Origin of the sequence: Terrabacter tumescens, assembly GCF_014646815.1 — a bacterium.
Taxonomy (GTDB): domain Bacteria; phylum Actinomycetota; class Actinomycetes; order Actinomycetales; family Dermatophilaceae; genus Terrabacter; species Terrabacter tumescens.
Genome location: NZ_BMNZ01000006.1, coordinates 296,989 through 322,770 on the forward strand (window position 1 = coordinate 296,989; position 25,782 = coordinate 322,770).

A 25,782-nucleotide genomic window follows, 5' to 3' on the forward strand; every position below is an offset into this window, starting at 1 on the left:
CGCGCAGGGCGCGGGCCGCCCGCTCGAGCCGCGGACCGACCGTCCGCACGTCGAGGGGCTCGAGCGATACGACGCCGACCGACGCCTCGACCCAGCCCGGAGTCGGCTCGGCACGGGTCGAGAGCGACAGCGCGAGTCCGTGAGCGCCCGCCTGGAGCTCACCGTCCGTGCCGATCACCCCCGGCTCCCCCGTCCGAGAGGCGAGGATCGCCCGGCCGGCGGCCCCCTGGTCGAGCGCGTGCCGTGCGCCGGAGCGGTAGGCGACGTGGACGTCGGTCCAGGATGGCTCGACGACGACGAGCGCCAGGGCCTCGTCGCCCTCGGCGATCGTCAGGTGCGCGGTCGCGCCGACGGCGTCGGCCAGCTCGCGCAGCACGGGTCGGGCCTCGCTGCGCACGACCGGCGTCACCGCGGAGGCGAGGCGGCTGACGCCGAGCGCGAGTCGGACCCGTCCGTCGGCCGCTCGGGAGACGAGGTGGTGCTCCTCGAGGGTCGTGACGAGGCGGTAGACCACGGGGCGACCCACACCCAGCCGGGCCGCGAGCTCGGTGATCGTCAGGCCGGCCGAGGCGCTGGCGTCGGCCAGGGTCTCCAGCACCCGGATGCCCCGGTCGAGCGTCTGTGAGGCCTCCCCCCGGGCGACCCCGGCCGGAGTGGACACCGGCTCAGCCCTCGGAGTGGGCGCCGCCGGGTGCCGCCCGGCCGGCACCCTTGGACCACGACATCGCGTAGAGCCCGTCGTCGACGGCGATGCCCCCCTCGCCGAGCTCCAGGGGCCGGAACGTGTCGACCATGACGGCGAGCTCGTCGAAGGCCTCGACCCCGATCGAGCCCTCGGTCGCGCCGGGCTGCGGACCGTGGGCGTGGCCGCCGGGGTGGACGGAGACCGACCCCTTGCCGATGCCCGAGCCCTTGCGCGCCTCGTAGTCGCCGTCGACGTAGAACATGATCTCGTCGCTGTCGACGTTGGAGTGGTAGTACGGCACCGGGATGGCGAGCGGGTGGTAGTCGACCTTGCGCGGCACGAAGTTGCAGATGACGAAGTTCCAGCCCTCGAAGACCTGGTGCGCCGGCGGCGGCTGGTGGATGCGCCCCGTGATCGGCTCGAAGTCGCGGACGTTGAAGACGTACGGGTAGAGGCACCCGTCCCAGCCGACGACGTCGAGCGGATGGAAGGGCAGCGTGTGGAGGGTGCCGACGACCCCGCCCGGCCCGTTGCCGCGGTGCTTGATGTAGACGTCGGTCTGCTCGTCCGGGTCGGCGCCGACCTGCTCGGCGAGCAGCGGGCCGTCGGGCTGGCGCAGGTCGCGCTCGCAGTAGGGCGCGTGCTCGAGCAGCTGGCCGTACTTGCTGAGGTAGCGCTTGGGCGGCGCGATGTGGCTGTTGGCCTCGATGCAGTAGGCGCGCAGCGGCTCGTCGCCGCCGACGACAGGGATCCAGCGGTGCGTCGTGGCCCGCGGGATGATGACGTAGTCGCCCTCGGCGACATCGAAGGCCCCGAACACCGTCTCGACGCGCGCGGCGCCGCGCTCGACGTAGACGCACTCGTCACCGATCCCGTTGCGGTACCACGGGCTCGGCGCGCCGGCCACGGCATACGAGATGCGCACGTCGCCGTTGCCGAGCACGAGGCGCCGGCCGGTCACGACGTCCGTCGTACCGACCGTCTCGGCGTCGAAGAGCTCGTGGAGCTTGAGGTGGCGCGGCGTCAGCGGGTGGTTCGGCGTCGTCGACTGGTCGGGCAGCTCCCACACTGCGGCGCCGACCGTCGTCGACGGGATGTTGCGGTGGTAGAGCAGCGAGCTGTCCGAGCTGAAGCCCTCCTCGCCCATGAGCTCCTCGTAGTAGAGCTCACCCGGCGCGTCCCCCTGCCCCGGACGCCGGTGCTGGGTGTGCCGCTTGGGCGGGATGCTCCCGACCGCCTGGTAGTGCGCCATGGACGAGGCCTCTCCGTCGAGCGCGTCCGTTGAGCGGACGCAGGTGTATCGCTATTGCAACAGTGGAGTACGCTCCCGGTCATGTCAAGGACGCCGTTCGCGCCCCTCTTCGACCGCCTCGTCGACGACGCCGCCGTCTTCCCTCCCGGGCTGTCGCCACTCGACGTCGCCGTGCGGGAGCACCTCGAGCGACGCACCGGGCCGTATGCCGCCCACATCGGGCCGCTGCTCGTGCCCGCCGCGTCCGCGGACGAGCTCGCGACGCTCGCCTCGGCCGACCCGCGCACGTCCGAGGCGCCGCTCGAGGTCACCCTCGTCGTGCGCCCCGGCGCCCCGGTGCAACCCATCGTCGACGCGCTCACGTCGCTGCGAGACCACGACCGGGTTCTCGTCACGGCGGCGGAGCTCGGCTGGTCCGACGACTGGCGGCAGGCACTGGCGGCAGAGGTGCCCGTCGTCGTCGAGGTCGGGCTCGGTGACGAGCAGACCCGAGGGCTCGACGACATCGCAGCCGCCGTCGACGAGGAGCACGACGTGACGGCGAAGTTCCGCACCGGCGCGACACCCGCCTGGGCCTGGCCCGACGAGCAGGTGCTCGGGGGCTTCCTCGACGCCGTCGTGCTGCACGGGCTGAGCTTCAAGCTGACCGGAGGGCTGCACCACGCCGTCCGCGGCACCCACGCCGGTGAGCCGATGCACGGCGTGCTCAACGTCCTGCTCGCGACCCACGAGGCCCTCCACGGCGCCGAGCAGCACGAGCTCGCCGGGGTCCTGGCCAGGCACGACACCGAGGTGCTCGTCACGGCCCTGTCGAGCCTCGACGCCGACGACGCCGAGCGCGTGCGCGGGAGCTTCGTGTCCTACGGCTGCTGCGGTGTCCTCGACCCCCTGACCGAGCTCGAGGCGCTCGGACTCATCCGCGCCACCGACCCGAAGGAGCAGCACCGGTGACCACCTGGCTCGACGTGCCCGACGACCACCTCTACGGCGTCGACAACCTGCCCTACGGCGTGTTCAGCACGGCCGCCGACCCGACGCGCCGCGTCGGCGTCCGCATCGGTGACCTCGTGCTCGACGCCGGTGCCGTCGCCGCCATCGGTCGCGAGGCCGGTCTCGTCGGCGACGGTCCCGACCTGGCGGCCGTGTGGCAGACGCCGAGCCTCAACGCCTTCCTCGCGCTCGGCCGGCCGGCGTGGACCACGGCCCGTGCCTGGCTGTCGGAGATCCTGCGCGACGAGGCGCACCGCGAGGGCGTCTCACCGCACCTGCACCCCCTCGACGACGTCACGCTGCACCTGCCCGTCGAGGTCGCCGACTACGTCGACTTCTACGCGAGCGAGGACCACGCGAGCAACGTCGGGAAGATCTTCCGACCCGACAACGCCGCGCTGCCGCCGAACTGGAAGCACCTGCCGATCGGCTACCACGGGCGCGCGGGCACCGTCGTCGTCTCCGGGACCGACGTCGTCCGCCCGACGGGCCAGCGCAAGGGCCCGAACGACCCCGCACCGGTCTTCGGCCCGAGCATCCGCCTCGACATCGAGGCCGAGCTCGGCTACGTCGTCGGCGGAGCGACCGCGCTGGGCACGCGCGTGTCGGTCGACGAGGCCGGCGACCACCTCTTCGGCGTCGTCATCCTCAACGACTGGAGCGCCCGCGACATCCAGGCGTGGGAGTACGTCCCGCTCGGCCCCTTCCTCGGCAAGTCGTTCGCCACCTCGGTGTCGGCCTGGGTGACCCCACTCGAGGCCCTCGAGTCGGCGCGCACCGCCCTTCCGGGACAGTCGGACCCGCAGGTGCTCCCCTACCTGCGGGGCGACGCCTTCGGGCTCGACGTGCACGTCGAGGTGACCCTCAACGGCACCGTGGTCTCGCGCCCCGAGCACGCCGGGATGTACTGGTCGCCTGCCCAGATGCTCGCCCACCTCACCGTCAACGGCGCGTCGATCCGGGACGGCGACCTCTTCGGTTCGGGGACGATCAGCGGCCCGAGCCGCGAGACGCGAGGCAGCCTGCTCGAGCTGACCTGGAACGGCACCGAGCCGCTCATGCTGGACGACGGCAGGACGCGCGGCTTCCTCGAGGACGGCGACACCGTGACGATGACGGCCTGGGCGCCGGGACCTCGGGGTGCGCGCATCGGGCTCGGCGAGGTCACCGGCACCATCCGCCCCGCCGTCTGAGCCGGCCCCAGCCAGTCAGTGCAGGACGACTGGCGCTGCCTGCGTCTCGTCGTCGAGCAGGTGCGACTCCTCGTGCCGGCGCGGCAGGAACCAGGCGGCGACGAGGGTCGTCGCGACGAGGATCGCGGCCACGAGGAAGGTCTCACCGAACGCGTCGGCCGCCTGAGTCAGCCCCTCCTGCACCGCTCCCGGACCGCCGACCTTGTCGACGAGGCTCGGATCGCGCTGGGCCGCGATCGCCGGCCCGGCGAGCGGCTTGGCGGCGAGGTTGTTGGTGAAGACGACCGAGATGACGGCGACGCCGATCGAGCTCGCGATCTGCTGCGTGATGTTGAGCAGGGTCGAGCCGCGCGCGACCTGGTGGGCGGTCAGCGTCTTGAGGGCCGACGTCATGATCGGCATCATCGTGCCGCCCATGCCGAGACCCATGACGAAGAGCACCGGGATCATGAAGCCCCAGTAGGGGGTGTCCGGACCGACCTGGGTCAACGCGAACATGCCACCGGTGATGAGCAGCAGCCCGAAGGGCACGATGCGACCCACCGGGAGGCGGTCGGCGAGGGCCCCAGCGACCGGCATCGTCAGCATGGCCCCGAGACCCTGCGGGACCATGAGGTAGGCCGCGTGCAGGGTGTTCTCGCCGCGCACCTCCTGGAAGTAGGTCGGGACGAGCAGGAGCCCGCCGAAGAAGGCCGCACCGAAGAGGAACATCGTGATCGTCGCGACGGTGAGGCGGCGGTTGTGGAAGAGGCGCAGGTCGAGCAGCGGGTGCTTCGGACGGAAGCTGTAGACGACGAACGCCACGACCATCGCCAGGCCGATGCAGAACGGGATGAGCACCTTCTTGGACACGAAGGTCCCCTCACCGGGGATCGAGCTGATGCCGTAGAGGAAGAGTGCGAGGCCGGGCGACATGAGCAGCATGCCGACGACGTCGAAGGACTCGGACGGCTCGGGGGCGTCAGACGGCAGGGCCCACAACGCATACAGCACGGCGACGACGCCGATCGGGACGTTGATGAGGAAGATCCAGTGCCACGTCGCGACCTCGATGAGCCAGCCACCGAGGATCGGGCCGAAGATCGGGCCGAGGAGCATGGGCACGCCGAGGATCGCCATGAGTCGGCCCATGCGGGCCGGACCGGCGGCGCGGGTCATGATCGTCATGCCGAGGGGCATGAGCATGCCGCCGCCCAGGCCCTGCACGACCCGGAAGAGGATGAGGACCTCGATCGATCCGGCCGTCGCGCAGAGCGCCGAGCCGGCCGTGAAGAGGATGACGGCCAGGACGTAGAGCCGCTTGGTCCCGAACCGGTCGGCAGCCCAGCCCGTCATCGGGATGACGGTCGCGAGGGCCAGCGTGTAGGCCGTGACCGTCCACGCGACGGTGGAGTACGGCACCGGCTGCCCGGACGCGTCCGGGAAGGCCGTCTGGAAGGTCGGCAGCGCGATGTTGACGACCGTGATGTCGAGGATCGACATGATCGCGCCGAGGACGACGACCCCGGCGATCTTGAGGACGGCGCCGTCGATGGCGTCGGGGTATTCAGGGTGGGCTGGAGCGGTGTGAGCAGACACGAGAACTCCGGTGGGGACGGCGAGGGGCCGCGGCGACGAGCCCGCAGCACGGCTGGGCAGCGTCCATTCTCGCGCCGACCCCCGACAGCGGCGCAAGCCAGTTATGCCGTCGGCCGACCCCACCTGCCCCGCCGGCTCTGCGGGAAGGCGCTCAGGCCTGCTTGCGCGGCTGCTTGCCCTCGACGACCTGCGTGCTCGCGACCTTGTCGTGCAGGGCCTGGCGCTTGTCGTCCCACAGCGGCCAGAGCCCGTCGAGCAGGAAGACGAGGAAGTAGATGCCGCTGACGAACGGGACGAGCTGGAGCGCCGACAGCAGGCGTCGGCGGATCGCGGTGACGAGGTCGAGGGGGCCGGAGGCGTCCGTGCGGCGGACGCTGATGCCGAGGGCCATCTTGCCGGGCGTCTGTCCGGTCGTCGTCCAGAAGGCGATGCAGTAGATCGCCGAGAAGACCCACGACACGAGGCCCGCCTTGACGGCCTGCGCCGCGACGTCGTTGATGAGCGAGCTCATCGCTGCCTGGTCCTGCGCCGCCGCCGCGTCGACGACGCGCTGGATCGAGGCGAAGTAGTCCGGCACGAACGCGCGCAGCAGCAGGTAGGAGGCGATGCCGAGGATGATGCCGTCGAGGATCCACGCACCGAAACGCTTGCCCCACGAGGCGAGCTGGACCCCGTCGGCCGTCGTGCGGATGTTGTGCATCCACTGCGCGTTGGCCGGGGCCTGGGGGTAGTGGCCCTGCGCCTGCTGCTGCGGGGCCTGCGACTGGCTCTGCCACCCGCTACCCTGCGGCATCGGGGTCGTCGGCGTGGGCACGCCCGTGCGGTCGGGCGGCACCTGGCCGTACTGGCCCTGCTGGCTCTGCTGCGGCAGGCCGATGGTGCTCTGCGAGGCGGTCGGCGACTTCTTCGGCGCGGTGTGGTTGGTCCACGTCACGCCGTCCCAGTAGCGAAGCATGTCGGCGTTGCTGGGGTCGTCGTACCACCCGGAGGGCTGCTGGCTCATGGCTCAACTGTGCCATGACGACGATCGACCGCGGACCCGGTATGCCGGGTCCGCGGTCGACGGGTCGCTGCGCGCCCCCGGGGCTGCGTCAGAGGTTGCCGCGCTTGTCCTGCTCGCGCTCGATGGCCTCGAAGAGCGCCTTGAAGTTGCCCTTGCCGAAGCCGAGCGAGCCGTGCCGCTCGATGAGCTCGAAGAAGACCGTCGGGCGGTCGCCGAGGGGCTTGGTAAAGATCTGCAGCAGGTAGCCGTCCTCGTCGCGGTCGACAAGGATCTTGCGCTTCTGCAGCTCCTCGATGGGCACGCGGACGTTGCCGATGCGCTCGCGCAGCTCGGCGTCCTCGTAGTAGCTGTCGGGGGTGTCGAGGAACTCGACGCCGTTGGCGCGCAGGGCGTCGACCGAGGCGAGGATGTCGTTCGTCGCGACGGCCAGGTGCTGGGCGCCGGCGCCGCGGTAGAACTCGAGGTACTCGTCGATCTGGCTCTTCTTCTTCGCGATGGCCGGCTCGTTGAGCGGGAACTTCACGCGGTGGTTGCCGTTGGCGACGACCTTGCTCATCAGGGCCGAGTAGTCGGTGGCGATGTCGTCGCCGATGAACTCGGCCATGTTCACGAAGCCCATGACGCGGTTGTAGAAGCCGACCCACTCGTCCATGTGGCCGAGCTCGACGTTGCCGACGATGTGGTCGAGGGCCTGGAAGAGGCGCTTGGGCTGGCCGTCGCGCTTCTCGTAGGACGAGCTCGTGGGCACGTAGCCGGGGAGGTACGGGCCGGCATACGTCTGATCGTTCACGGTGCGCTGGACGAGCGTGTGGCGCGTCTCGCCGTACGTCGCGATCGCGGCGGTGCGGACCGTGCCGTGCTCGTCGGAGTGGTCCGTCGGCTCCTCGAGGACCGTCGCGCCGGCCTTGCGCGCCTGGGCGATGCACTTGTCGACGTCGGGCACCTCGAGGGCGATGTCGACGACGCCGTCGCCGTGGCGGCGGTGGTGGTCGGCGAGCGGGCTGTCCGGGTCGACGGCGCCCATGATGACGAAGCGGATCGAGCCGCTCTTGAGCACGAACGACTTGTGGTCGCGGTTGCCGTTCTCGGGGCCCGAGTAGGCGACGAGCTCCATGCCCCAGGCGCTCTGGTAGTAGTGCGCGCTCTGGGTGGCGTTGCCCGCGACGAAGACGATCGCGTCCCATCCGGTGACGGGGAAGACGTCGGTGTTCTCGTCGTACTCGACGAGACCGACGAGCTGCTTGAGCTGCTCGAGGTCGAGGTCGGCCTCGCGCTCCTGGTCGGTGAGGTCGGGGGCCGCGGCGGACGGCATCGTGTCGGTCATGGAGCGAGGGTGACCGAGCGCGTGCGGGTGTGCAACAGCAGCCGACACGGCTGGGCAGAGTGCACAAAGTGTTGGCCGTATGCCGCGTGGTGCTGGACACTCTGTCCATGACCTCCGCCGCGGGACCGGCAGCCCGCCCACCCGTCGACCCGCTCGACTGCCGGATCTTGCTGCTCCTGCTCACCGAGCCGGGCGTCGGCGTGCTCGGCGCGTCCCGCCGGCTCGGCGTCGCCCGGGGCACCGTCCAGGCCCGTCTCGACCGGCTCCAGCGGACGGGCGTGCTCCGGTCGATGGCGCCCGACGTCGACCCGGCCGCCCTCGGCTACCCGGTGACCGCCTTCTGCACGCTCGAGATCCGGCAGGGACGCGGCGGGCACTCCCCCGTCGTCGAGCACCTCGCGGCGATCCCCGAGGTGCTCGAGGCGCACACGATCACCGGCTCGGGCGACGTGCTGATCCGCATCGTCGGCCGCGACAACGCCGACCTGCAGCGCGTCATCGACCGCGTCGTCGACGACGCCCACGTGACGCGGGCCTCGACGGTCATCTCGCTCGCCACCCGCCTCGACCACCGCACGATCCCGCTCGTCGAGCACCTGCTCGACCTCGCCCAAGGAGAGCCCGCACCGTGACCGCCAACCCGTACACCCCCCGGCCCGCCGTCGAGCTCACCCACCCCGAGTGGAGCCGCAGCGCGACGATCTACCAGATCAACCAGCGCCACTTCACGCCCGAGGGCACCTTCCGCGCGGCCGAGGCGCACCTGCCCCGGATCCGTGAGCTCGGCATCGACATCGTGTGGATCATGCCGGTGCACCCGATCGGCGAGCAGAACCGCAAGGGTGTCCTCGGCAGCCCGTATGCCGTCAAGGACTACCTCGGGGTCAACCCGGAGTTCGGCACGCTCGAGGACCTGCGGCACTTCGTCGACACCGCCCACGGCCTCGGCCTGCACGTCATCCTCGACTGGGTCGCCAACCACACCGCGTGGGACAACGTGCTCGTCGAGCAGCACCCCGAGTGGTACGCCCGCGACTGGAAGGGCGACTTCCGCCCGACCCCGTGGTGGGACTGGGACGACATCATCGACCTGGACTACGACAACCCCGAGCTGCGTCGCTACATGACCGACGCCATGAAGTACTGGGTGCGCGAGGTCGGATTCGACGGGTTCCGTTGTGACGTGGCGGGATTCGTGCCCGTGGACTTCTGGGACAACGTCCGCCGCGAGCTCGACGAGATCAAGCCGGTCTTCATGCTCGCCGAGTGGGAGTCGCGCGACCTGCACGTGCGCGCCTTCGACATGACCTACGGCTGGAGCTGGAACGAGACTCTCCACAAGATCGCGCACGGCAAGGCCGACGTCGAGGCGCTCAAGGTCTACTACGCCTGGAACGACCGCTTCTACCAGCGCGACGCCTACCGGATGCTCTTCGTCAGCAACCACGACAAGAACGCGTGGGAGGGCACCGAGTACGAGCAGTTCGGCGACGCGCTCCCCCCCTCGATCGTGCTGTCGGTCGTCAGCGAGGGGATGCCCCTGGTCTACAACGGCCAGGAGGCCGGCAGCGACAGGCGCCTCGTCTTCTTCGACAAGGACGAGATCGAGTGGCGCGAGGACGAGCAGGGCGAGCTCTACCGCTCGCTGTTCGCGCTGAAGAAGGCCCACCCGGCGCTGTGGAACGGCGCGGCCGGCGGACGCATGGTGCGCGTGCCGAACTCGGCCGAGTCGGCGGTGCTGAGCTTCGTGCGGGCCGTCGGCGAGGACCGCATCTTCGCGGCCTTCAACTTCAGCGACGAGGAGCGGACGGTGACCCTCGGCGACGGCCCGCAGGCCGGCACGTGGCGGGACGCCTTCACCGGCGAGCCGGTGGGGCTGACGCAAGGGCAGGAGTACACCCTCCCGGCCTGGGGCTACCAGGTCCTCACCGGCGCCTGACCCGCGGTGGTGGGGCCTCGGGCACCCCTCCACGAGCAGCCCGAGGCCCCTGACGGCACAGGGCTTGCTGTCCCGTCTCCTGGTAGACGATCGAGATCGCAGATCATGACGCGATCCCGTCGAAACAGATCACGCGAGGCCCCTCGATCCGGGAGGATGGAGGTGCGTACCCGTCGGTGCTCCCCTGTCCCGGCGGGTACGCCTCTGCCTCGCCGCGGTCCCACCCGTGGCCGGCCGGGAACGGGGCGTCCCGCTGTCCTCCCAAGCAGCGGGGCGCCCCTCCCAGCACCCGGACACGGACGCGCCCACCCGGCCTTGGCCGAGTGGGCGCGTGCGCGGATCTGCGTCAGGGTGTGACGGTGATGGGGCTGCCGTTGCTGACGAGCTTCCAGTCGAGGCTGGAGAAGACCTTCGGGTCGATGACCTTGTTGGCCGTCGCCCAGTCGATGAGCAGCTGGCGGATCTCGATCTGCCGGTTGTAGACGACCGGTGCCGTCACGACCCCCGGGAAGTTGCCACCACCGGACTGGCGGTAGTTGTTGATCGCGACGACGAAGCGCGCGTCCGCCTTGACGGTCTCGCCGGCGTAGGTGAGGTTCACGATGCGCGAGCCGACCGGCTTGGCGAGGTCGATGTCGTAGGTGAGGTCGGCGTCGAGGCCGCCCATGACGTCGTAGTTGTAGTCGGGCGTCGCGTTGGCGTTGGTGATGGTGTCGGCGGCGACCGGACCGGTCGTCGTGCACGGCTTGTAGTACTCCGCGCTCTTCTCGAGGTAGGCCTTGACCTGCGCGCCGGTGAGCACGATGCCGAGCAGCGTGTTGTCGTAGATGTAGAGGCCGGCCACGTCGCGGATCGTCACCTCGCCCGCCGGGATGGCCGCGAGCTTGTTGAACGGCGCGGCGATGGACAGCACCGGGAGCGACGCCTCGGGCGTGCCGGCCAGGGCCTTCTTGACCGCGTCGGCCTGGACGTAGTTGATGAAGTCGACCGCGGCGGTGTCCTCGTAGCGTGAGGTCGCCGCGGACATCGCCTCGGTGCACGTGCCGATGACGCCGTTGACGTAGGTGAGCACCTTCTGGTGGGCGGCGGCCACGGCGCCGGTCACGGCCGGGTCCTCGGGCGCGACGTTGGAGTTGTAGAGCGTCGCCTCGGAGTGCACCACCTGCCACTTGCCGCGGATCTTCTGCACGTCGATCGACATCCGCGTCACCCGCATGCCCCAGTAGTAGGGCTCGGAGAGCAGCACCTGCTTGCCGGTGGCCTTGTTGGTGACGTAGCGCTGCGGGATCTCGAGGTGGGCGTGGCCGACGAGCACGGCGTCGATGCCCGGGACCTCCTCGGCGAGGATCGCACTGGCGTTCTCGACGTAGGGCAGGGCGTCGCCCCAGGAGGACTTGCCGCTGTCGCCGGAGTGGCAGGCGACGATGACGACGTCGGCGCCGGCGGCCTTGAGGCGGGGCACCATGACCTTGGCCTGCTCGACGATGCCGGGGAACTTCACCTTGCCCTCGACGTTGGCCTTGTCCCAGATCGCGACGCCCGGCGTCACGAGGCCGAGGATTCCGACCTTGATGGCCTTGGTGTCGGCGAGCTTGATCGTCTTGATGACCCACGGCTTGAAGACGGGCGCGCCGGTGTTCCAGTCGACGGAGTTGGCCGACAGGAGCGGGAAGCGCAGCTGCTTCTCGAAGGCGCGCAGGGTGTCGAGGCCGTAGTTGTACTCATGGTTGCCGAGCGCGGCCGCGTCGTAGCCGACCTGGTTCATCGCCGCAGCCATCGGGTGCGTCGAGCCGCCGGTGATCGGGTCGATCTTGGCGTAGTAGTACGCGAGCGGCGTGCCCTGGATCGTGTCGCCGGCGTCGATGGTCAGGGTGCGCTCGGCGCCGACCTCGGCGCGGATCGCCTTGATGATCGAGGAGGCCTTGGCGACGCCGATGTCGTTGGCCTTGCCGTCGGTGTACTCGGCGTTCTTGAAGTAGTCCCAGTTGTAGACGTTGCCGTGCAGGTCGGTCGTGCCGAGCACGGTGAGCCGCACGACCTCTCCGTTGGTGCCGGGGCCGGGCGCCGCGGCGGCGCTCGAGGCGGCGCCCGCAGTGGCGAGCCCCGCGCCACCGACGGCGGCGAGGGCCAGCAGCTGGCGACGGGTGGTCGATGACCCGAGGAGTGGGGTCGCGGAGGTCTGGTCGTTGCTCATGTCGTCCTTCGTCTGTCGGGTGCTCGATCGGAGCAGTCCTTGCCACAGGGTGCGCGCTCGCCCCCGAGGCGCACGGCAGACCCTAGCCCGACATCTCGTCCGGAATGGGTCGAGCAGACGTCCGGATCGTGAACCGTCAGCGCCGGCCGACGAGCCAGAGCCGGATCTTGTCGATGCGCTCGGAGACCTGGTCGGACGAGGCCGCCGCGAGGTCCGGGCCGCCGCACACGCGGCGCAGGTCCATGTGGACGTTGGCGTGCGGCAGGCCCTTCTGGCGGGCGTAGGTCGACACGAGCGTGTTGAGCTCCTTGCGCTGCGCGGCCAGGGCCCGGTGCGCCGCGACGGGCATCGGCGCGGAGGCCCCCTGCGGCGCCTTCTTGACCTGTCGGCTCTGCCGCTCGCGCAGCAGCGCGGACACCTGGTCGGGCTCGAGCAGGCCCGGCAGGCCGAGGTACTCCTCCTCGTCCTCGGAGCCGACCTGCGCGTGCATGCCCCACTGCTGCTTGTCGAAGAGCACGTGGTCGAAGTGCGCGTCGGACTCGAGCGCCTCGAAGGCTCCCTCGTCGAGCGCCCCGCTCGCCTTGTCGGCGCGGTTGGCGTCGTCGATGAGGGCCTGCTCCTCGGCCCACATCTGCCCGATGTCGTCGGGGTTCGGCTTGCGGTCGAGGGCGTGGTCGCGCTGCTCCTCGAGGCGTGCCGCGTGGTCGAGCACGACCGGCACCGAGGGCAGGAAGACCGACGCGGTCTCGCCGCGCCGCCGGGCCCGGACGAAGCGGCCGACGGCCTGGGCGAAGAAGAGCGGGGTCGAGGTGGACGTCGCGTAGACGCCGACCGCGAGACGCGGCACGTCGACGCCCTCCGACACCATGCGGACGGCGACCATCCAGCGCTCGTCGCTCGCCCCGAAGTCCTCGATGCGCTTGCTCGCGCCGAGGTCGTCGGAGAGCACGACCGTGGGAGCCTCGCCCGTGAGCGTGCGGAGGATCGCGGCATACGCCCTCGCCTGCGTCTGGTTGGACGCGATGACGAGCCCGCCGGCGTCCTCGACGTGGCGGCGAACCTCGGTGAGGCGGCGGTCGGCGGCCGCGAGCACGGCCGGGATCCACTCCCCCTTGGGGTCGAGGGCCGTGCGCCACGCGTGCGCGACGAAGTCCTTGGTCATCGGCTCGCCCAGCCGGGCCTCGAGCTCGTCGCCGGCCTTGGTGCGCCAGCGCATGCTGCCGCCGTAGGCCATGAAGAGCACGGGCCGCACCACGCCGTCGCGCAGCGCCTCGGCGTAGCCGTACGTGTAGTCGCTCGAGCTGACGAGCGTGCCCTCGGCGTCGAGCTCGTAGGTGACGAACGGGATCGGCGAGGTGTCCGAGCGGAACGGGGTGCCCGTCAGCGACAGTCGGCGCGTGGCCGGCTCGAACGCCTCGCGTATGCCGTCGCCCCAGCTCTTCGCGTCACCGCCGTGGTGCACCTCGTCGAGGATGACGAGCGTCGAGCGCGACGTCGTCAGCTCGCGGTGCAGCGACGGCCGCGACGCGACCTGGGCGTAGGTGACCGCGACGCCGTGGTAGTCGTCGCTGTGCCGACCCACGCTGTTGCTGAACTTCGGGTCGAGGCTGATGCCGACCCGGGCCGCGGCGTCGGCCCACTGGGTCTTGAGGTGCTCCGTGGGGGCCACGACGGTGACCCGGTGGACGATGCCGGCGCTCAGCAGCTCGGTCGCGACCCGCAGCGCGTAGGTCGTCTTGCCGGCGCCCGGCGTCGCGACCGCGAGGAAGTCGCGCGGCGACTTGCCGAGGTAGAGGTCGAGCGCCTCCTGCTGCCACGCACGCAGCTTGCTGGCGGTACCCCAGGCAGCCCGCTCCGGAAAGGCGGGTGGGAGGTGGAAGGCGGCCCCTGAACTCATAGAGGGACCACCGTAACGAATCCCCGGCGGCGACATGCCGAGGCCCCGCCTGCGAGCGGGGCCTCGGCCTGGATGGTATGCCGCTCAGTCGCTTTCGCGACCGGGCTCGGGGGTCGTGCGCGTGCTCAGCGGCCGGCGCGGTAGGCCGTCCACGAGGCCTGCATGCGGCTGACCTGGCCGGTGGTGAACGTGTTCATGCAGGCGTCGTAGGTGTAGTCCATGAAGTTCTTGATGGGGTCGAGGCCGGGGCTCGTGCAGGTGTCACGACCGGTCGGGCACTCGTAGGCGGCGCTGGCCTCGGCGGGCGTGTCGTCGACGTAGTCGCCGTTGCCGTTACAGCCGCCCTGGAACGTGTGGTAGAGCCCGACCCAGTGGCCGACCTCGTGCGTGGCGGTGTCGCCCTGGTTATAGTTGGTGGCGCTGCCGCCGGGCAGCGACGCCGTGAGGATGACGACGCCGTCCATGGAGTCGTAGGTGCTCTTGGGGAAGGTCGCCCAGCCGAGCAGGCCCTGGCCGATGTTGGCCGAGTAGAGGTTGAGGTCGGCCATCGTGCCCTTGCGCAGCGCGGTCTTCATGTTCTTCTCGGCGGTGGAGCCGGGGGTCACGGTGTACCAGGACGAGTTGCTCGTCGAGTCCGCTCCGGCGAGCGTGAAGCTGAGCCCCGTGCCGGAGTAGGCGTTGTTGAGGACGCTGAGCTGGCTGTTGATCGTGCTGCTGCTGACGGAGCCGGTCGTGCCGTTGGTGATGGTGTGCCAGTAGACCTTGACGGTCGTCGGGGCGAACGTGCCGCCCGTGCCCGGCTTGCCCTTCTGGCCCTCCTTGACGACCTTGCCGGACGAGTCCCGCGTCAGGCCCTTGGCCTCGAGGGCCTTCGTCAGCGCCGCCTCGTTGGCGCGGACCTGGGCGTCGGTCAGCTGGTGCGGGTCCTTCGCGGTGCCCTGCGTGCCACGGGCCCCGGCACCTGCTGCGCCGACGGACGCGGGGTCGAGGCAGGCGGCGGCGCCGTGGCCGTCCATCACGGGTGAGGCCTGGGCCGGTGCGCCGAGCGACATCGCAGCGAGTGCGAGCGGTGCCGCGAGCATCAGGGAGCGAAGCTTCATGGGGTGACCTTTCTCGTCCGACACGACACCCGGTCAGGCGTCGATCTCAGCGACTGTAGGTACGCGACCGTCAGCGGCGGAGCCGGGGCGAGTAAAGAACCCTTAAGGAAAGCGCAGCAGGTCACCTGCCTTGGCGACGCACCCTGCGACGAAGGGGGACGAACCGGTCAGGAGTCCCCGCCGCCACCGCTGTTGTCGCCGTCGCCGCCGTCCTGCGGGTCACGCAGGCCGTCGTAGATCTCCTTGCACACGGGGCAGACGGGGAACTTCTGCGGGTCGCGGCCGGGGACCCAGATCTTGCCGCAGAGCGCGACCACGGGCTCGCCCGACAGGGCGGACTCGAGGATCTTCTCCTTGCGCACGTAGTGCGAGAAGCGCTCGTGGTCGCCCGGCTCCTGGAGCTCCTCACGGACCTCCTCGCGCTCGATAGTCGCCGTGCTCGTGCCGCGCAGCGGCTGGGGCTCGGGCTCGAAGGGGTCGGGAGGCATCGTGCTCATGCCGGAAGTCTACGGCGGGGGTCACCCGGCCGGAACGAAGCCCGATCCCGGCCCTCCCGCCCCGGTGTCAGCGGCTCGTCCGGCCGGTCGGCCCTCCGCGGATGCGGCGAGCAGGCGTCGGCCCGCGGGGTAGGCCCCCCACGACGCCGGGGCCGCGCCCGGCCGGCCGCTGAGCAGCACCGCCTCGACACCACTCTCCGGCGCGGTCGCGTCCGGCTCGAGACCGAGGCGGCGCAGCGTCTGCCGGGCGACGGCGACGGGCGAGTCGTGGACGGTCACGCCCTCGCCCATCGCCGCAACGATCCGGTCGACGACGAGGCCGTAGTGGGTGCAGCCCAGCACGAGCGAACGCACGCCCGTGGGAGTCTGCGACGCGGCATACGCGATGCACTCGTCTATCGCCTGCAGGTCGCCGGACTCGACGGCCTCGGCGAGGCCCAGCGCCGCGACGGCATGCGTCTGCACGTCGGCGGCGAACGCGTCGACGAGGCCACGGAGGTAGTCGCTCGACGTCGTGGCGGCCGTCGCCCACACGACGACCGGCCCTCCCGAGGCTGCTGCCGGACGAATCGCCGGGACGGTGCCGATGACGGGGACGTCGGGCTCGAGCTCGGCCCGGAGAGCGTCGAGCCCGTGCACGGTCGCGGTGTTGCACGCGACGACGATGGCCGCGGGCTCGAACTCCAGCGTGGCGCGGGCCGAGGCGATGATGAGCCGCTCGACCTCCGCCGGGGTGCGCAGGCCGTACGGCATGTTGTCGGGGTCGAGCGACAGCACGAGCCCGAGGTCGGGACGCAGCGCGCGGAGGGCGTCGGCGTACCCGAGGAGCCCGAGCCCGCTGTCGACGAAGGCAACTCGCCTGGTCGACCTCGGCATCTCGGTCTGCTCCTCGGTCCCGCGCTCGGTCTCGCGCTCGGTGCCCGTCATGACCACGTCAGTTCATCGACGGGTCGTCGGGGAAGTTGGCGACGTAGGCGAGGCTGTCGCGCTGACGGCGCAGGACCTCGCGCCAGAGCCGGTCGGGCTCGGGCGTGAAGGCGTCACGCACCTCCGCGTCGACGACGTACCAGTCGCCGCGCAGGACCTCGCCCTCGAGCTGGCCCGCCTCCCAGCCGGAGTAGCCGGCGAAGATCCGCAGGCCGGCGAGCTCCGCCGCGACGACCGGGGTGGGCACGTCGAGGTCGACGAGCCCGATGGAGCCGAACAGCCGCTTGACCCCGAGCGGCTCGGGCTCGTCACCGGGCACCGTTACGAGTCCCAGCGCCGACGAGGTCGACACCGGCCCACCCTGGAAGAGCACGTGGGGAGCGGTGACGACGCGCTGCCAGCCCGGGAGCACCGAGTCCACCTCGGCCGACAGGGGCTTGTTGAGCACGACGCCCTGGGCGCCTCCGTCGTCGTGGTGGAGCATGAGGATGACGGACCGGTGGAACACGTCACCCCCGACGGACGGCGTCGCCACGAGGAGACGGCCGGTGTGGAAGGTCGAGCTCACGCGCCCAGCCTTCCACACCGGCGACCGCTCAGAAGCGTGCGCCGCGACGACCGCCGCGCTCGTCGTCGCCCCAGCGGGAGACGAGGCCCTCGCCACGGTCGGGGCGCTGCCCACGACGGTCGTCACGACCGCCACCGTGGTGCGGGCGCGAGCCGCCGCGCTGCGCCTGGCGCGGGCCGCGAGGCCCGGCCGGCCCACGCCGGTGCTGCTTGGGACCTGCGATGAGGCGCTGGAAGTCGTCCTCGGCGATGGCGACACCACTGGGCGTCGTCGCACCGGTGGCCGCGAGGGTCGCGTCGCCGGGCGTGGCCCGGACCGGCGAGATCTCGAGGCCGGCGTCCTTGAGCTGGCGCTCCATCGTCTTGCGCTGGTGCGGCAGCGCCAGGGTCACGACGGTGCCCTTGTCGCCGGCGCGGGCGGTGCGGCCCGAGCGGTGCAGGTAGTCCTTGTGGTCGGCCGGCGGGTCGACCTGCAGGACGACCGAGACGTCGTCGACGTGGATGCCGCGGGCGGCGACGTCCGTCGCGACGAGCACCGGGAGGCTGCCGTCACGGAAGGCGCCGAGCACGCGGTTGCGCTGGCCCTGGTTGAGGCCACCGTGCAGCGCAGCGGCCATGACGCCCTGCTCGCGCAGCTGGAGCGCGATGCGGTCGGCGCCGAGCTTGGTGCGGCAGAAGACGACGGTGCGCCCCTCGCGGTTGGCGACCTCGGCCGTGATGACCTTCTTGTGCTGCGGGTCGATGAGCAGGACGTGGTGGTCCATGCCCTCGACCGAGGCGGTGGCGTCGTTCGTCGAGTGCGTCACGGGGTCGGTGAGGTACTTCTCGACGAGGGTGTCGATGCCGCGGTCGAGCGTCGCCGAGAAGAGCAGGCGCTGCCCGTCGGCCGGGATCTTGTCCAGGCTCGTCGTGATCTCGGCCATGAAGCCCATCTCGGCCATGTGGTCGGCCTCGTCGAGCACGGTGATCGCGATGTCGTCCATCTCGACCGCGCCGCGCTCGAGCAGGTCGTTGAGACGGCCCGGCGTCGCGATGAGGATGTCGACGCCCTTGTTGAGGGCGTTGATCTGCGTCGTGTAGCTGAGGCCACCGGCGACGAGCTTGTGGCGCAGGCCGGCGACGTGCACGAGCGGCTCGAGCGCGTCGGAGATCTGCATCGCGAGCTCACGCGTCGGGGTGAGGATCAGGGCGTGCGGCTTGCGCGGGCGACGCTTCAGGTCCGCCTCGAGCAGGCGCGCGATGAGCGGCAGACCGAAGGCGAGCGTCTTGCCCGAGCCGGTCTGGCCGCGGCCCAGGACGTCCTTGCCGGCGAGCGCGTCGGGGATCGTCGCCGTCTGGATCGGGAACGGGGCGGTGATGCCCTCGCGGGCGAGGCGCTCGACGATGCGCTCGGGCAGGCCGAGGGCCGCGAAGCCGTTGTCGGCGGCGACGTCCACGGGGCCGTCGGAGATGTCGGCGCGGGTGGCCTTGGTCCAGTTGTCGGCGTCCATGCGCTCGGCCTCGGCGTCCTCGAAGCTCACGGGAGCCGGGGCTGCGAAGCGGTCGCCACCGCGGTCGCCGCGGTCGTTGCGACGGTCGAAGGACGGGCGGTCGTCACGGCGCTGGAAGCCGCGGTCGCCGCGGTCGTCACGGCGCTGGTAGCCGCCGCGGTCACCGCCGCGATCATCGCGACGGTCGAAGGAGGGACGGTCCTCGCGGCGCTGGAAGCCGCGGTCGCCGCGGTCGTCACGGCGCTGGAAGCCGCGGTCGCCGCGGTCGTCACGGCGCTGGAAGCCGCCGCGGTCACCGCCGCGGTCATCGCGACGGTCGAAGGAGGGACGGTCGTCCCGGCGCTGGAAGCCGCGGTCGCCGCGGTCGTCACGGCGCTGGAAGCCGCCGCGGTCACCGCCGCGGTCGAAGGAGGGACGGTCGTCGCGGCGCTGGAAGCCGCGGTCGCCGCGGTCGTCACGGCGCTGGAAGCCGCCGCGGTCACCGCCGCGGTCGAAGGAGGGACGGTCGTCGCGACGCTGGAAGCCGCCACGGTCACCGCCGCGGTCATCGCGACGGTCGAAGGACGGACGGTCCTCGCGGCGCTGGAAGCCGCCACGGTCACCGCCGCGGTCATCGCGACGGTCGAAGGACGGACGGTCCTCGCGGCGCTGGAAGCCGCGGTCGCCACGGTCGTCACGGCGCTGGAAACCACCGCGGTCACCGCCGCGGTCGTCACGACGGTCGAAGGACGGACGGTCCTCGCCGCGCTGGAAGCCGCGGTCGCCACGGTCGTCACGACGCTGGAAGCCGCCACGGTCACCGCCGCGGTCATCGCGACGGTCGAAGGACGGACGGTCCTCGCGGCGCTGGAAGCCGCGGTCGCCACGGTCGTCACGACGCTGGAAGCCGCCACGGTCACCGCCGCGGTCGTCACGACGCTGGAAGCCGCCACGGTCACCGCCGCGGTCGTCACGGCGCTCGAACGACGGACGGTCCGAGGAGCGGTGCTCGTCACGCGGGGCGCGCCACTCGCGGCCGCCGACGTGGCTGGAACCCGACGACATCGGGCGTGAGGTCTTGGGGCCACCCTGGCCGCGGTGCGGCTTCTTGGACGCGGCAGCCTTCTTCTCGGTGGTCCAGCGGGCCTTCTTGGGCGCGCCGGAGGAGGTGTGCTTGGGCATACGTATTCAACTCTCTTGACTCGATGCAGACTTCGCCTCGAGCCGTGAGTCACACCACGACCATGCAGACGAGCCTCAGGCGCAGGAAGATCTGCGCCCCATGTGTACCGGTGCCCGGCATCTGTGCCGTCCGGCGATCGCATCCGCTCCGCGTCAGTGCCGGGCCGCGCCGTCTGCGCGGGCTTCCGGTGGGGGTGTCACCCCGTCGGACGAGCCTGCCCGCCGGGCATCCCCGGCGCCATCTCTTCCGTCGTGATCCGAGGAGACCTCGGAGTCGGATGTCCCCCAGTCTAACAGCGACGCCGCATGGCCCCGACCACGAGGGCTGCGGCCCCCAGCGCGACGCCGAGCAGGTCGAGCACGGCGTCCCACACGTCGCCGGAGCGCCCGGGGAGGAGGAAGTGCTGCACGAGCTCGCTCACCGGCGCGTGGACCGCGAACACCAGGACCGCGGTGCGCACGGACCCGAGAGCGCGCCCCACGGCATACGTCGGCACGGCGAAGACGAGCAGGTGGACGACCTTGTCGGTCCAGCTGACGGGGCCCTCGACGGTGACGACCGGCCAGTAGAGCGCGAGCAGCTGGACGACGACGGCGACCACGGCGAAGCCTGCGAAGCCGGCGACGAGCCGTGGGGCGGGGGCGGACCGTCGCGGGAGGCTCGTCATGACACCGCAGTCTAGGTAGGTTGCGACGAGGGCCCGGACCCATCGGCCCGCCGCGACGAGAGGGATCCCCATGGGCAAGCGCACGGTCACCGTCACCGGCACCGGCCGGGCGGCCGTCTCCCCCGACGTCGTGCGGCTCGACCTGCGGGTCGGTCACGACGCCGCCGACGTCGCCGCAGCGCTCGCCGGCGCGACCGCGGGCATCACGACGGTCGGGTCGGTCATCCGCGAGCACGACGTCGCGGACGCCGACATCCGCACGCTCGACGCCGCGGTCAACCAGCGGTGGGACAACACCGGGACGGCCGTCGGCTTCACGGCCCAGCAGCGGCTCGCCGTCACGGTGCGCCGCCTCGAGTCGGTCGGCGAGATCCTCGAGGCCGCTGCGGCGGCCGTCGGCAACGCGCTCCTCGTGGACCAGGTGCGGCTCGACGTGTCCGACCGCAGCGACGGGCTGCGACGCGCCCGCGACGCGGCGTTCGCCGACGCCCACGACAAGGCGGAGCAGTATGCCGCCCTCTCCGGCGCGCAGCTCGGCGCCGTCCTCGGGGTGGCCGAGACGGGCGCCGTCCCGGTCTTCGCAGGCCGTGAGATGAAGGTCATGGCGGTGGCGGCCGCTGCCGGAGGCATGCCGGTCGAGGGAGGCGACCTCGACCTCGGCGCCTCCGTCACCGTGACGTGGGAGCTGCGCTGACGTCGGAATACCCGTCCCGCACGATCCGTTGGGACAGATATGGCTACCACTGACCTGACCGCGCAGTCCTTCGAGAAGACCGTTCTCGACAACGATATCGTCCTGGTCGACTTCTGGGCGTCCTGGTGCGGCCCGTGTCGGCAGTTCGCCCCCGTCTACGACGCCGCCTCGCAGAGTGGTGACAACGAGGGCATCGTGTTCGGCAAGGTCGACACCGAGGCCGAGCAGTCCCTCGCGTCCGCGGCGAACATCACCTCGATCCCGACCCTGATGGCCTTCAAGGAGGGCGTGCTCGTCTTCGCCCAGCCCGGCGCGCTGCCGCAGTCCGCGCTGCAGGACGTCATCGAGCAGGTCAAGAACCTCGACATGGCTCCGATCAAGGAGCAGATGGCCGCAGAGGCCGCCGGCGCGACCGAGCAGGCCTGACCGACCCGCTGACTCACGACGCGGTGGATCTCCGGCACCCAGCGCCGGGGATCCACCGCGTTCGTCTGTCCTCGGTACGACACCACGGCTGCGCAGGCGCACGACCGGCCTGACGGCATACGCACGGAGGGCGTCCCGCGAACGGGACGCCCTCCGTGCTGCTGACGAGCGAACGGCGTGACGTGGCCACCACGGAAGTGGTGGAGGTGGCGGGAATTGAACCCGCGTCCGATGACGAGAGACCAGGACTTCTCCGGGTGCAGTGCGCTATGGCTTTTCTCGGCCCCAGGGCTCGCACGCACGCGTCCCCTGACAGGCCCAGTTGAGTAGGAGTCCCGCGCAGTCCCCCAACATGACTGCGCAGCAAGTTTCCTAGCTGATGCCAGGCACTGAGTCGGAAACTAGCTCAGGCTGACAGACTTCGAGGCTCGCTCAGGCGGCGAGGGCGAAGTCGGTGCGCTTGGAATTGGCACCTATTGGTTTACAGGGAGCGTTTACGAGATAACCCTGCATCCTCGACCCGCTTCTCCTGATGTGTCGACCACCGTCGAAACCGATCACCCCCATGAGGGGTGTCCACGTCACGCTGTTCTCTTGTCAAGCAACCCTGCGCTCCACCGAGGTGGAGAACACAGTATGCAGGAGGAACGCTCGGGCGGTCCAAGCCATTCCCGGGGGTGTCCCCGCGCCCGCTCCCCGCCCTTCCGCCGTTCCCGCGACTCGCACCGGCCGGACCCACCACTAGGCTTCCGACCGTGGTCGACGCGGACCACCCCGTCGCCCCGCACCCTGGAGGTCCGATGTTCCGCAAGGTTCTCGTCGCCAACCGAGGCGAGATCGCCGTCCGAGCCTTCCGGGCCGCGACGGAGCTCGGCGCCCGGACCGTGGCCGTCTTCCCCTACGAGGACCGCAAGAGCGAGCACCGGCTCAAGGCCGACGAGGCCTACCAGATCGGCGAGGAGGGCCACCCGGTCCGCGCCTACCTCGACCACGAGGCGATCGTCGCCAAGGCCGTCGAGGCCGACGTCGACGCGATCTACCCCGGCTACGGCTTCCTCTCCGAGAACCCCCTCCTCGCCGAGGCGTGCGAGGCGGCCGGCATCACCTTCATCGGACCGCCGGCGTCCGTGCTGCACCTGACCGGCAACAAGGCCCGGGCCATCGCGGCCGCGCGCGAGGCCGGCCTGCCGACGCTGCGCGGCTCCGAGCCCGGCACCGACCTCGACGCCCTCGAGGCGGCGGCCGCCCAGATCGGCTTCCCGGTCTTCGTCAAGGCCGTCTCCGGCGGCGGCGGACGAGGGATGCGCCGGGTCGAGTCCAGCGAGGGCCTGCGCGACGCGCTCGAGGCAGCCCAGCGCGAAGCCGAGTCGGCCTTCGGCGACCCGACGCTCTACCTCGAGGAGGCCGTGGTCAACCCGCGGCACATCGAGGTGCAGGTGCTGGCCGACAGCACGGGCGAGGTCGTCCACCTCTACGAGCGCGACTGCTCCCTCCAGCGTCGCCACCAGAAGGTCGTCGAGATCGCGCCGGCGCCCAACCTCGACGCCGACACCCGCGCCCGGATGTGCGCCGACGCCGTCGCCTTCGCCCGCTCGATCGGCTACGTCAACGCCGGCACGGTCGAGTTCCTTCTCGGCGAGGACGGCCGCTACGTCTTCATCGAGATGAACCCCCGCATCCAGGTCGAGCACACGGTCACCGAGGAGGTCACCGACATCGACCTCGTCGTCATGCAGATGCAGATCGCGTCGGGCGACACCTTCGCGTCGATGGGTCTGCGGCAGGACGACATCCGCACCAAGGGCTTCGCACTCCAGTGCCGCATCACGACCGAGGACCCCGCGAACGGCTTCCGTCCCGATGCCGGGACGATCACGGTCTACCGCTCGGCGGGCGGCAGCGGCGTGCGCCTCGACGGCGGCACGGTCTTCGTCGGCGCGGAGATCAGCGCGCACTTCGACTCGATGCTCGTCAAGCTCACCTGCCGGGGAATGACGTTCCCCATCGCGGTCCGCCGGGCGCAACGGGCGCTCGCGGAGTTCCGCATCCGCGGCGTCTCGACCAACATCCCCTTCCTCGAGGCCGTGCTGAGCGACCCCGTCTTCCAGGACGGCCTGGCGACGACGTCGTTCATCGACCAGCGCCCCGAGCTGCTCGCGGCGCGCGTCAGTGCCGACCGCGCGACGAGGCTGCTCACCTACCTCGCCGACGTCACGGTCAACCAGCCCAACGGCCCGGTCACGACGCGGGTCCGCCCACGCACCAAGCTCCCCCAGCTGCCGGACGCTCCCTTGCCCCCGGGCGCCCGCGACCGCCTCACGGCCGACGGGCCTGCCGCCTTCGCGCGGGCCCTGCGCGAGGCCAACGACGTCGCCGTCACCGACACGACCTTCCGGGACGCCCACCAGTCGCTCCTCGCGACCCGCATGCGGACGCGCGACCTTCTCCACGTCGCGCAGCACGTCGCGCACCTGACACCGCAGCTGCTGTCGATGGAGGCCTGGGGCGGCGCGACCTACGACGTCGCCCTGCGCTTCCTCGCCGAGGACCCGTGGGAGCGGCTCGCCGCCCTGCGCGAGGCGATGCCCAACATCCCGCTCCAGATGCTGCTCCGCGGGCGCAACACCGTCGGTTACACGCCCTACCCGACGGCCGTCACCGACGCCTTCGTGCACGAGGCGGCTCGCACCGGGCTCGACATCTTCCGCATCTTCGACTCCCTCAACGACGTCTCCCAGATGCGTCCGGCCGTCGAGGCGGTCCTCGCCACCGACACCGCGGTCGCCGAGGTGGCGCTCTGCTACACCGGCAACCTCATGAGCCCGGGCGAGAAGCTCTACACGCTCGACTACTACCTGCGCCTCGCCGAGCAGATCGTCGACACCGGCGCCCACGTGCTCGCCATCAAGGACATGGCCGGACTCCTGCGCGCGCCGGCCGCCGCCCGGCTCGTCCGAGCGCTGCGCGAGCGCTTCGACCTGCCGGTGCACCTGCACACCCACGACACCGCCGGCGGGCAGATCGGCACCCTGCTCGCCGCCATCGACGCCGGGGTCGACGCCGTCGATGCCGCGACCGCGACGATGGCGGGGACGACGAGCCAGCCCTCGCTGTCAGCGCTCGTCGCGGCCACCGACGACACCGACCGGCCCACCGGGCTCGACATCGAGCACGTCTTCGCGCTCGAGCCCTACTGGGAGGCCGTGCGCCACCTCTACCGCCCGTTCGAGTCGGGGCTCGACTCCCCCACCGGACGCGTCTACTTCCACGAGATCCCGGGCGGCCAGCTGAGCAACCTGCGCCAGCAGGCCATCGCCCTCGGCCTCGGTGACCGCTTCGAGGCCATCGAGGACATGTATGCCGCTGCCAACCGCATCCTCGGCAACGTCGTCAAGGTGACCCCGAGCTCGAAGGTCGTCGGTGACCTCGCGCTCGCGCTCGTCGGGGCGGGCGCCGACCCGAAGGACTTCGAGGACGACCCGCAGAAGTACGACATCCCCGACTCGGTCATCGGCTTCCTCAACGGCGAGCTGGGCGACCCGCCCGGCGGCTGGCCCGAGCCGTTCCGCACCAAGGCCCTCGCCGGCCGCCGGTCCAAGCCGCGCTTGACCGAGCTGATCCCCGAGCAGGAGCAGGCCCTCGTCGAGTCGCCGAGGCGCACCCTGAACCAGCTCCTCTTCCCCGGCCCCACGAAGGAGTTCGAGTCCTCGCGCGAGTCCTACGGCGACCTCTCGGTGCTCGGCACCGTCGAGTTCCTGCACGGTCTCGAGCAGGGCGAGGAGTACGAGGTCGAGATCGAGCAGGGCAAGCGGCTGCTCATCGGGGTGCAGGCCGTCGGCGAGGCGGACCCCAAGGGCATGCGCACCGTGATGTGCACGCTGAACGGGCAGTTCCGACCGATCCAGGTGCGCGACCGCTCCGTCGACGCCGACGTCAAGTCCGCCGAGAAGGCCGACCCCGGGGCTGCCGGCCAGGTGGCCGCCCCCTTCGCCGGCGTCGTAACGCTCGCCGTCGCCGAGGGCGACACCGTCGAGGCCGGCGGCGTCGTCGCGACGATCGAGGCGATGAAGATGGAGGCCAACATCACGAGCCCCGCCGGGGGCACCGTCTCCCGCGTCGCCATCGGCACGCAGCAGCAGGTCGAGGGCGGGGACCTGCTCGTCGTCATCGGCTGACGACGAGGCACCCGTCCCCACC

20 protein-coding genes and 1 other RNA gene are annotated in these 25,782 nt (G+C 71.2%); 7 read left to right on the forward strand and 14 right to left on the reverse strand.

Annotated elements, in window-relative coordinates; genetic code table 11:
• Together IEY30_RS16665 and IEY30_RS16670 are read right to left on the reverse strand one after the other, a co-directional pair.
• The coding region (locus IEY30_RS16665; protein WP_188960160.1) for an IclR family transcriptional regulator at positions 1-661 on the reverse strand (661 nt) is incomplete at its 3' end.
• Between the two features lie 4 nt (positions 662-665).
• On the reverse strand, positions 666-1,937 hold the full coding sequence (locus tag IEY30_RS16670; RefSeq protein WP_030202880.1) for a homogentisate 1,2-dioxygenase: 1,272 nt from the start codon (positions 1,935-1,937) through the stop codon (positions 666-668).
• Between the two features lie 81 nt (positions 1,938-2,018).
• Between IEY30_RS16670 and IEY30_RS16675 the strand changes: the two genes are divergently transcribed.
• Both IEY30_RS16675 and fahA read left to right on the forward strand, forming a co-directional pair.
• A complete protein-coding gene (locus IEY30_RS16675) occupies positions 2,019-2,888 on the forward strand; it encodes a hypothetical protein (RefSeq protein ID WP_030202882.1) in 870 nt (289 codons plus the stop codon).
• On the forward strand, positions 2,885-4,120 hold the full coding sequence (fahA, locus tag IEY30_RS16680) for a fumarylacetoacetase (RefSeq protein WP_030202885.1): 1,236 nt from the start codon (positions 2,885-2,887) through the stop codon (positions 4,118-4,120). Before IEY30_RS16675 ends, fahA begins: the two co-directional genes overlap by 4 nt.
• A 15-nt stretch (positions 4,121-4,135) precedes the next feature.
• On the opposite strand, the gene IEY30_RS16685 is transcribed toward fahA, so the two are convergent.
• From IEY30_RS16685 to hppD, 3 genes are all read right to left on the reverse strand, one after another.
• Positions 4,136-5,698, reverse strand: coding sequence for a DHA2 family efflux MFS transporter permease subunit (locus tag IEY30_RS16685; protein ID WP_030202892.1), 1,563 nt, complete (start codon positions 5,696-5,698; stop codon positions 4,136-4,138).
• A gap of 151 nt (positions 5,699-5,849) precedes the next feature.
• Positions 5,850-6,701 (reverse strand): RDD family protein, encoded by an 852-nt coding sequence (locus IEY30_RS16690; protein ID WP_030202893.1) that lies wholly within the window; start codon positions 6,699-6,701, stop codon positions 5,850-5,852.
• Between the two features lie 88 nt (positions 6,702-6,789).
• Entirely contained in the window at positions 6,790-8,025 is a 1,236-nt protein-coding gene (hppD, locus tag IEY30_RS16695; RefSeq protein WP_030202894.1) for a 4-hydroxyphenylpyruvate dioxygenase, read from the reverse strand.
• Between the two features lie 107 nt (positions 8,026-8,132).
• Between hppD and IEY30_RS16700 the strand changes: the two genes are divergently transcribed.
• Together IEY30_RS16700 and IEY30_RS16705 are read left to right on the forward strand one after the other, a co-directional pair.
• Positions 8,133-8,657, forward strand: a complete 525-nt coding sequence (locus tag IEY30_RS16700) for an Lrp/AsnC family transcriptional regulator (RefSeq protein WP_043417370.1) — start codon at positions 8,133-8,135, stop codon at positions 8,655-8,657.
• Complete coding sequence (locus IEY30_RS16705; protein WP_030202901.1) at positions 8,654-9,964, forward strand: alpha-amylase family glycosyl hydrolase; 1,311 nt, start codon at positions 8,654-8,656, stop codon at positions 9,962-9,964. Before IEY30_RS16700 ends, IEY30_RS16705 begins: the two co-directional genes overlap by 4 nt.
• 346 nt (positions 9,965-10,310) lie before the next feature.
• On the opposite strand, the gene IEY30_RS16710 is transcribed toward IEY30_RS16705, so the two are convergent.
• The 8 genes from IEY30_RS16710 to IEY30_RS16745 all read right to left on the reverse strand — a co-directional run bounded on the left by IEY30_RS16710 (position 10,311) and on the right by IEY30_RS16745 (position 20,465).
• Positions 10,311-12,158 (reverse strand): bifunctional metallophosphatase/5'-nucleotidase, encoded by a 1,848-nt coding sequence (locus IEY30_RS16710; RefSeq protein ID WP_030202903.1) that lies wholly within the window; start codon positions 12,156-12,158, stop codon positions 10,311-10,313.
• 136 nt (positions 12,159-12,294) lie between these two features.
• Positions 12,295-14,055, reverse strand: coding sequence for a DEAD/DEAH box helicase (locus IEY30_RS16715; RefSeq protein WP_030202906.1), 1,761 nt, complete (start codon positions 14,053-14,055; stop codon positions 12,295-12,297).
• A 125-nt stretch (positions 14,056-14,180) separates the two neighbouring features.
• A complete protein-coding gene (locus tag IEY30_RS16720; protein WP_030202911.1) occupies positions 14,181-15,155 on the reverse strand; it encodes a zinc metalloprotease in 975 nt (324 codons plus the stop codon).
• A gap of 167 nt (positions 15,156-15,322) precedes the next feature.
• Positions 15,323-15,652: a DUF3039 domain-containing protein gene (locus IEY30_RS16725; RefSeq protein ID WP_030202915.1), complete on the reverse strand. Its 330-nt coding sequence runs from the start codon at positions 15,650-15,652 to the stop codon at positions 15,323-15,325.
• A gap of 21 nt (positions 15,653-15,673) precedes the next feature.
• Entirely contained in the window at positions 15,674-16,579 is a 906-nt protein-coding gene (locus tag IEY30_RS16730; protein ID WP_229675052.1) for a glutamate racemase, read from the reverse strand.
• A gap of 7 nt (positions 16,580-16,586) precedes the next feature.
• Complete coding sequence (locus IEY30_RS16735) at positions 16,587-17,147, reverse strand: YqgE/AlgH family protein (protein ID WP_030202918.1); 561 nt, start codon at positions 17,145-17,147, stop codon at positions 16,587-16,589.
• Positions 17,148-17,175: 28 nt separating this feature from the next.
• Positions 17,176-19,797 (reverse strand): DEAD/DEAH box helicase, encoded by a 2,622-nt coding sequence (locus IEY30_RS16740; RefSeq protein ID WP_188960161.1) that lies wholly within the window; start codon positions 19,795-19,797, stop codon positions 17,176-17,178.
• Positions 19,798-20,087: 290 nt separating this feature from the next.
• Positions 20,088-20,465 (reverse strand): VanZ family protein, encoded by a 378-nt coding sequence (locus IEY30_RS16745; RefSeq protein ID WP_052358996.1) that lies wholly within the window; start codon positions 20,463-20,465, stop codon positions 20,088-20,090.
• A gap of 70 nt (positions 20,466-20,535) precedes the next feature.
• Here IEY30_RS16745 and IEY30_RS16750 point away from each other — a divergent pair, with 70 nt between their 5' ends.
• The gene (locus IEY30_RS16750) at positions 20,536-21,159 is read left to right on the forward strand and encodes an SIMPL domain-containing protein (RefSeq protein ID WP_030202927.1); all 624 of its coding nucleotides are present in this window, start codon (positions 20,536-20,538) and stop codon (positions 21,157-21,159) included.
• Between the two features lie 39 nt (positions 21,160-21,198).
• Positions 21,199-21,585 carry a thioredoxin gene (trxA, locus tag IEY30_RS16755; protein WP_030202930.1) on the forward strand — a complete coding sequence of 129 codons (387 nt, stop codon included), beginning with the start codon at positions 21,199-21,201 and terminating at the stop codon, positions 21,583-21,585.
• A gap of 198 nt (positions 21,586-21,783) precedes the next feature.
• On the opposite strand, the gene ssrA is transcribed toward trxA, so the two are convergent.
• Positions 21,784-22,150: a transfer-messenger RNA gene (gene ssrA, locus IEY30_RS16760) on the reverse strand.
• A 235-nt stretch (positions 22,151-22,385) separates the two neighbouring features.
• Here ssrA and IEY30_RS16765 point away from each other — a divergent pair.
• Positions 22,386-25,760, forward strand: coding sequence for a pyruvate carboxylase (locus IEY30_RS16765; RefSeq protein WP_030202933.1), 3,375 nt, complete (start codon positions 22,386-22,388; stop codon positions 25,758-25,760).
• The last annotated feature ends 22 nt before the right edge of the window (positions 25,761-25,782 follow it).

Coding starts and splice junctions, on each gene's coding strand:
- IEY30_RS16670 (WP_030202880.1), bottom strand. CDS start 1,937: ATGGCGCACTACCAGGCGGTCGGGAGCATCCCGCCCAAGCGGCACACC.
- IEY30_RS16675 (WP_030202882.1), top strand. CDS start 2,019: ATGTCAAGGACGCCGTTCGCGCCCCTCTTCGACCGCCTCGTCGACGAC.
- IEY30_RS16690 (WP_030202893.1), bottom strand. CDS start 6,701: ATGAGCCAGCAGCCCTCCGGGTGGTACGACGACCCCAGCAACGCCGAC.
- hppD (WP_030202894.1), bottom strand. CDS start 8,025: ATGACCGACACGATGCCGTCCGCCGCGGCCCCCGACCTCACCGACCAG.
- IEY30_RS16700 (WP_043417370.1), top strand. CDS start 8,133: ATGACCTCCGCCGCGGGACCGGCAGCCCGCCCACCCGTCGACCCGCTC.
- IEY30_RS16710 (WP_030202903.1), bottom strand. CDS start 12,158: ATGAGCAACGACCAGACCTCCGCGACCCCACTCCTCGGGTCATCGACC.
- IEY30_RS16715 (WP_030202906.1), bottom strand. CDS start 14,055: ATGAGTTCAGGGGCCGCCTTCCACCTCCCACCCGCCTTTCCGGAGCGG.
- IEY30_RS16720 (WP_030202911.1), bottom strand. CDS start 15,155: ATGAAGCTTCGCTCCCTGATGCTCGCGGCACCGCTCGCACTCGCTGCG.
- IEY30_RS16725 (WP_030202915.1), bottom strand. CDS start 15,652: ATGAGCACGATGCCTCCCGACCCCTTCGAGCCCGAGCCCCAGCCGCTG.
- IEY30_RS16730 (WP_229675052.1), bottom strand. CDS start 16,579: ATGACGGGCACCGAGCGCGAGACCGAGCGCGGGACCGAGGAGCAGACC.
- IEY30_RS16740 (WP_188960161.1), bottom strand. CDS start 19,797: ATGCCCAAGCACACCTCCTCCGGCGCGCCCAAGAAGGCCCGCTGGACC.
- IEY30_RS16745 (WP_052358996.1), bottom strand. CDS start 20,465: ATGACGAGCCTCCCGCGACGGTCCGCCCCCGCCCCACGGCTCGTCGCC.
- IEY30_RS16750 (WP_030202927.1), top strand. CDS start 20,536: ATGGGCAAGCGCACGGTCACCGTCACCGGCACCGGCCGGGCGGCCGTC.
- trxA (WP_030202930.1), top strand. CDS start 21,199: ATGGCTACCACTGACCTGACCGCGCAGTCCTTCGAGAAGACCGTTCTC.
- IEY30_RS16765 (WP_030202933.1), top strand. CDS start 22,386: ATGTTCCGCAAGGTTCTCGTCGCCAACCGAGGCGAGATCGCCGTCCGA.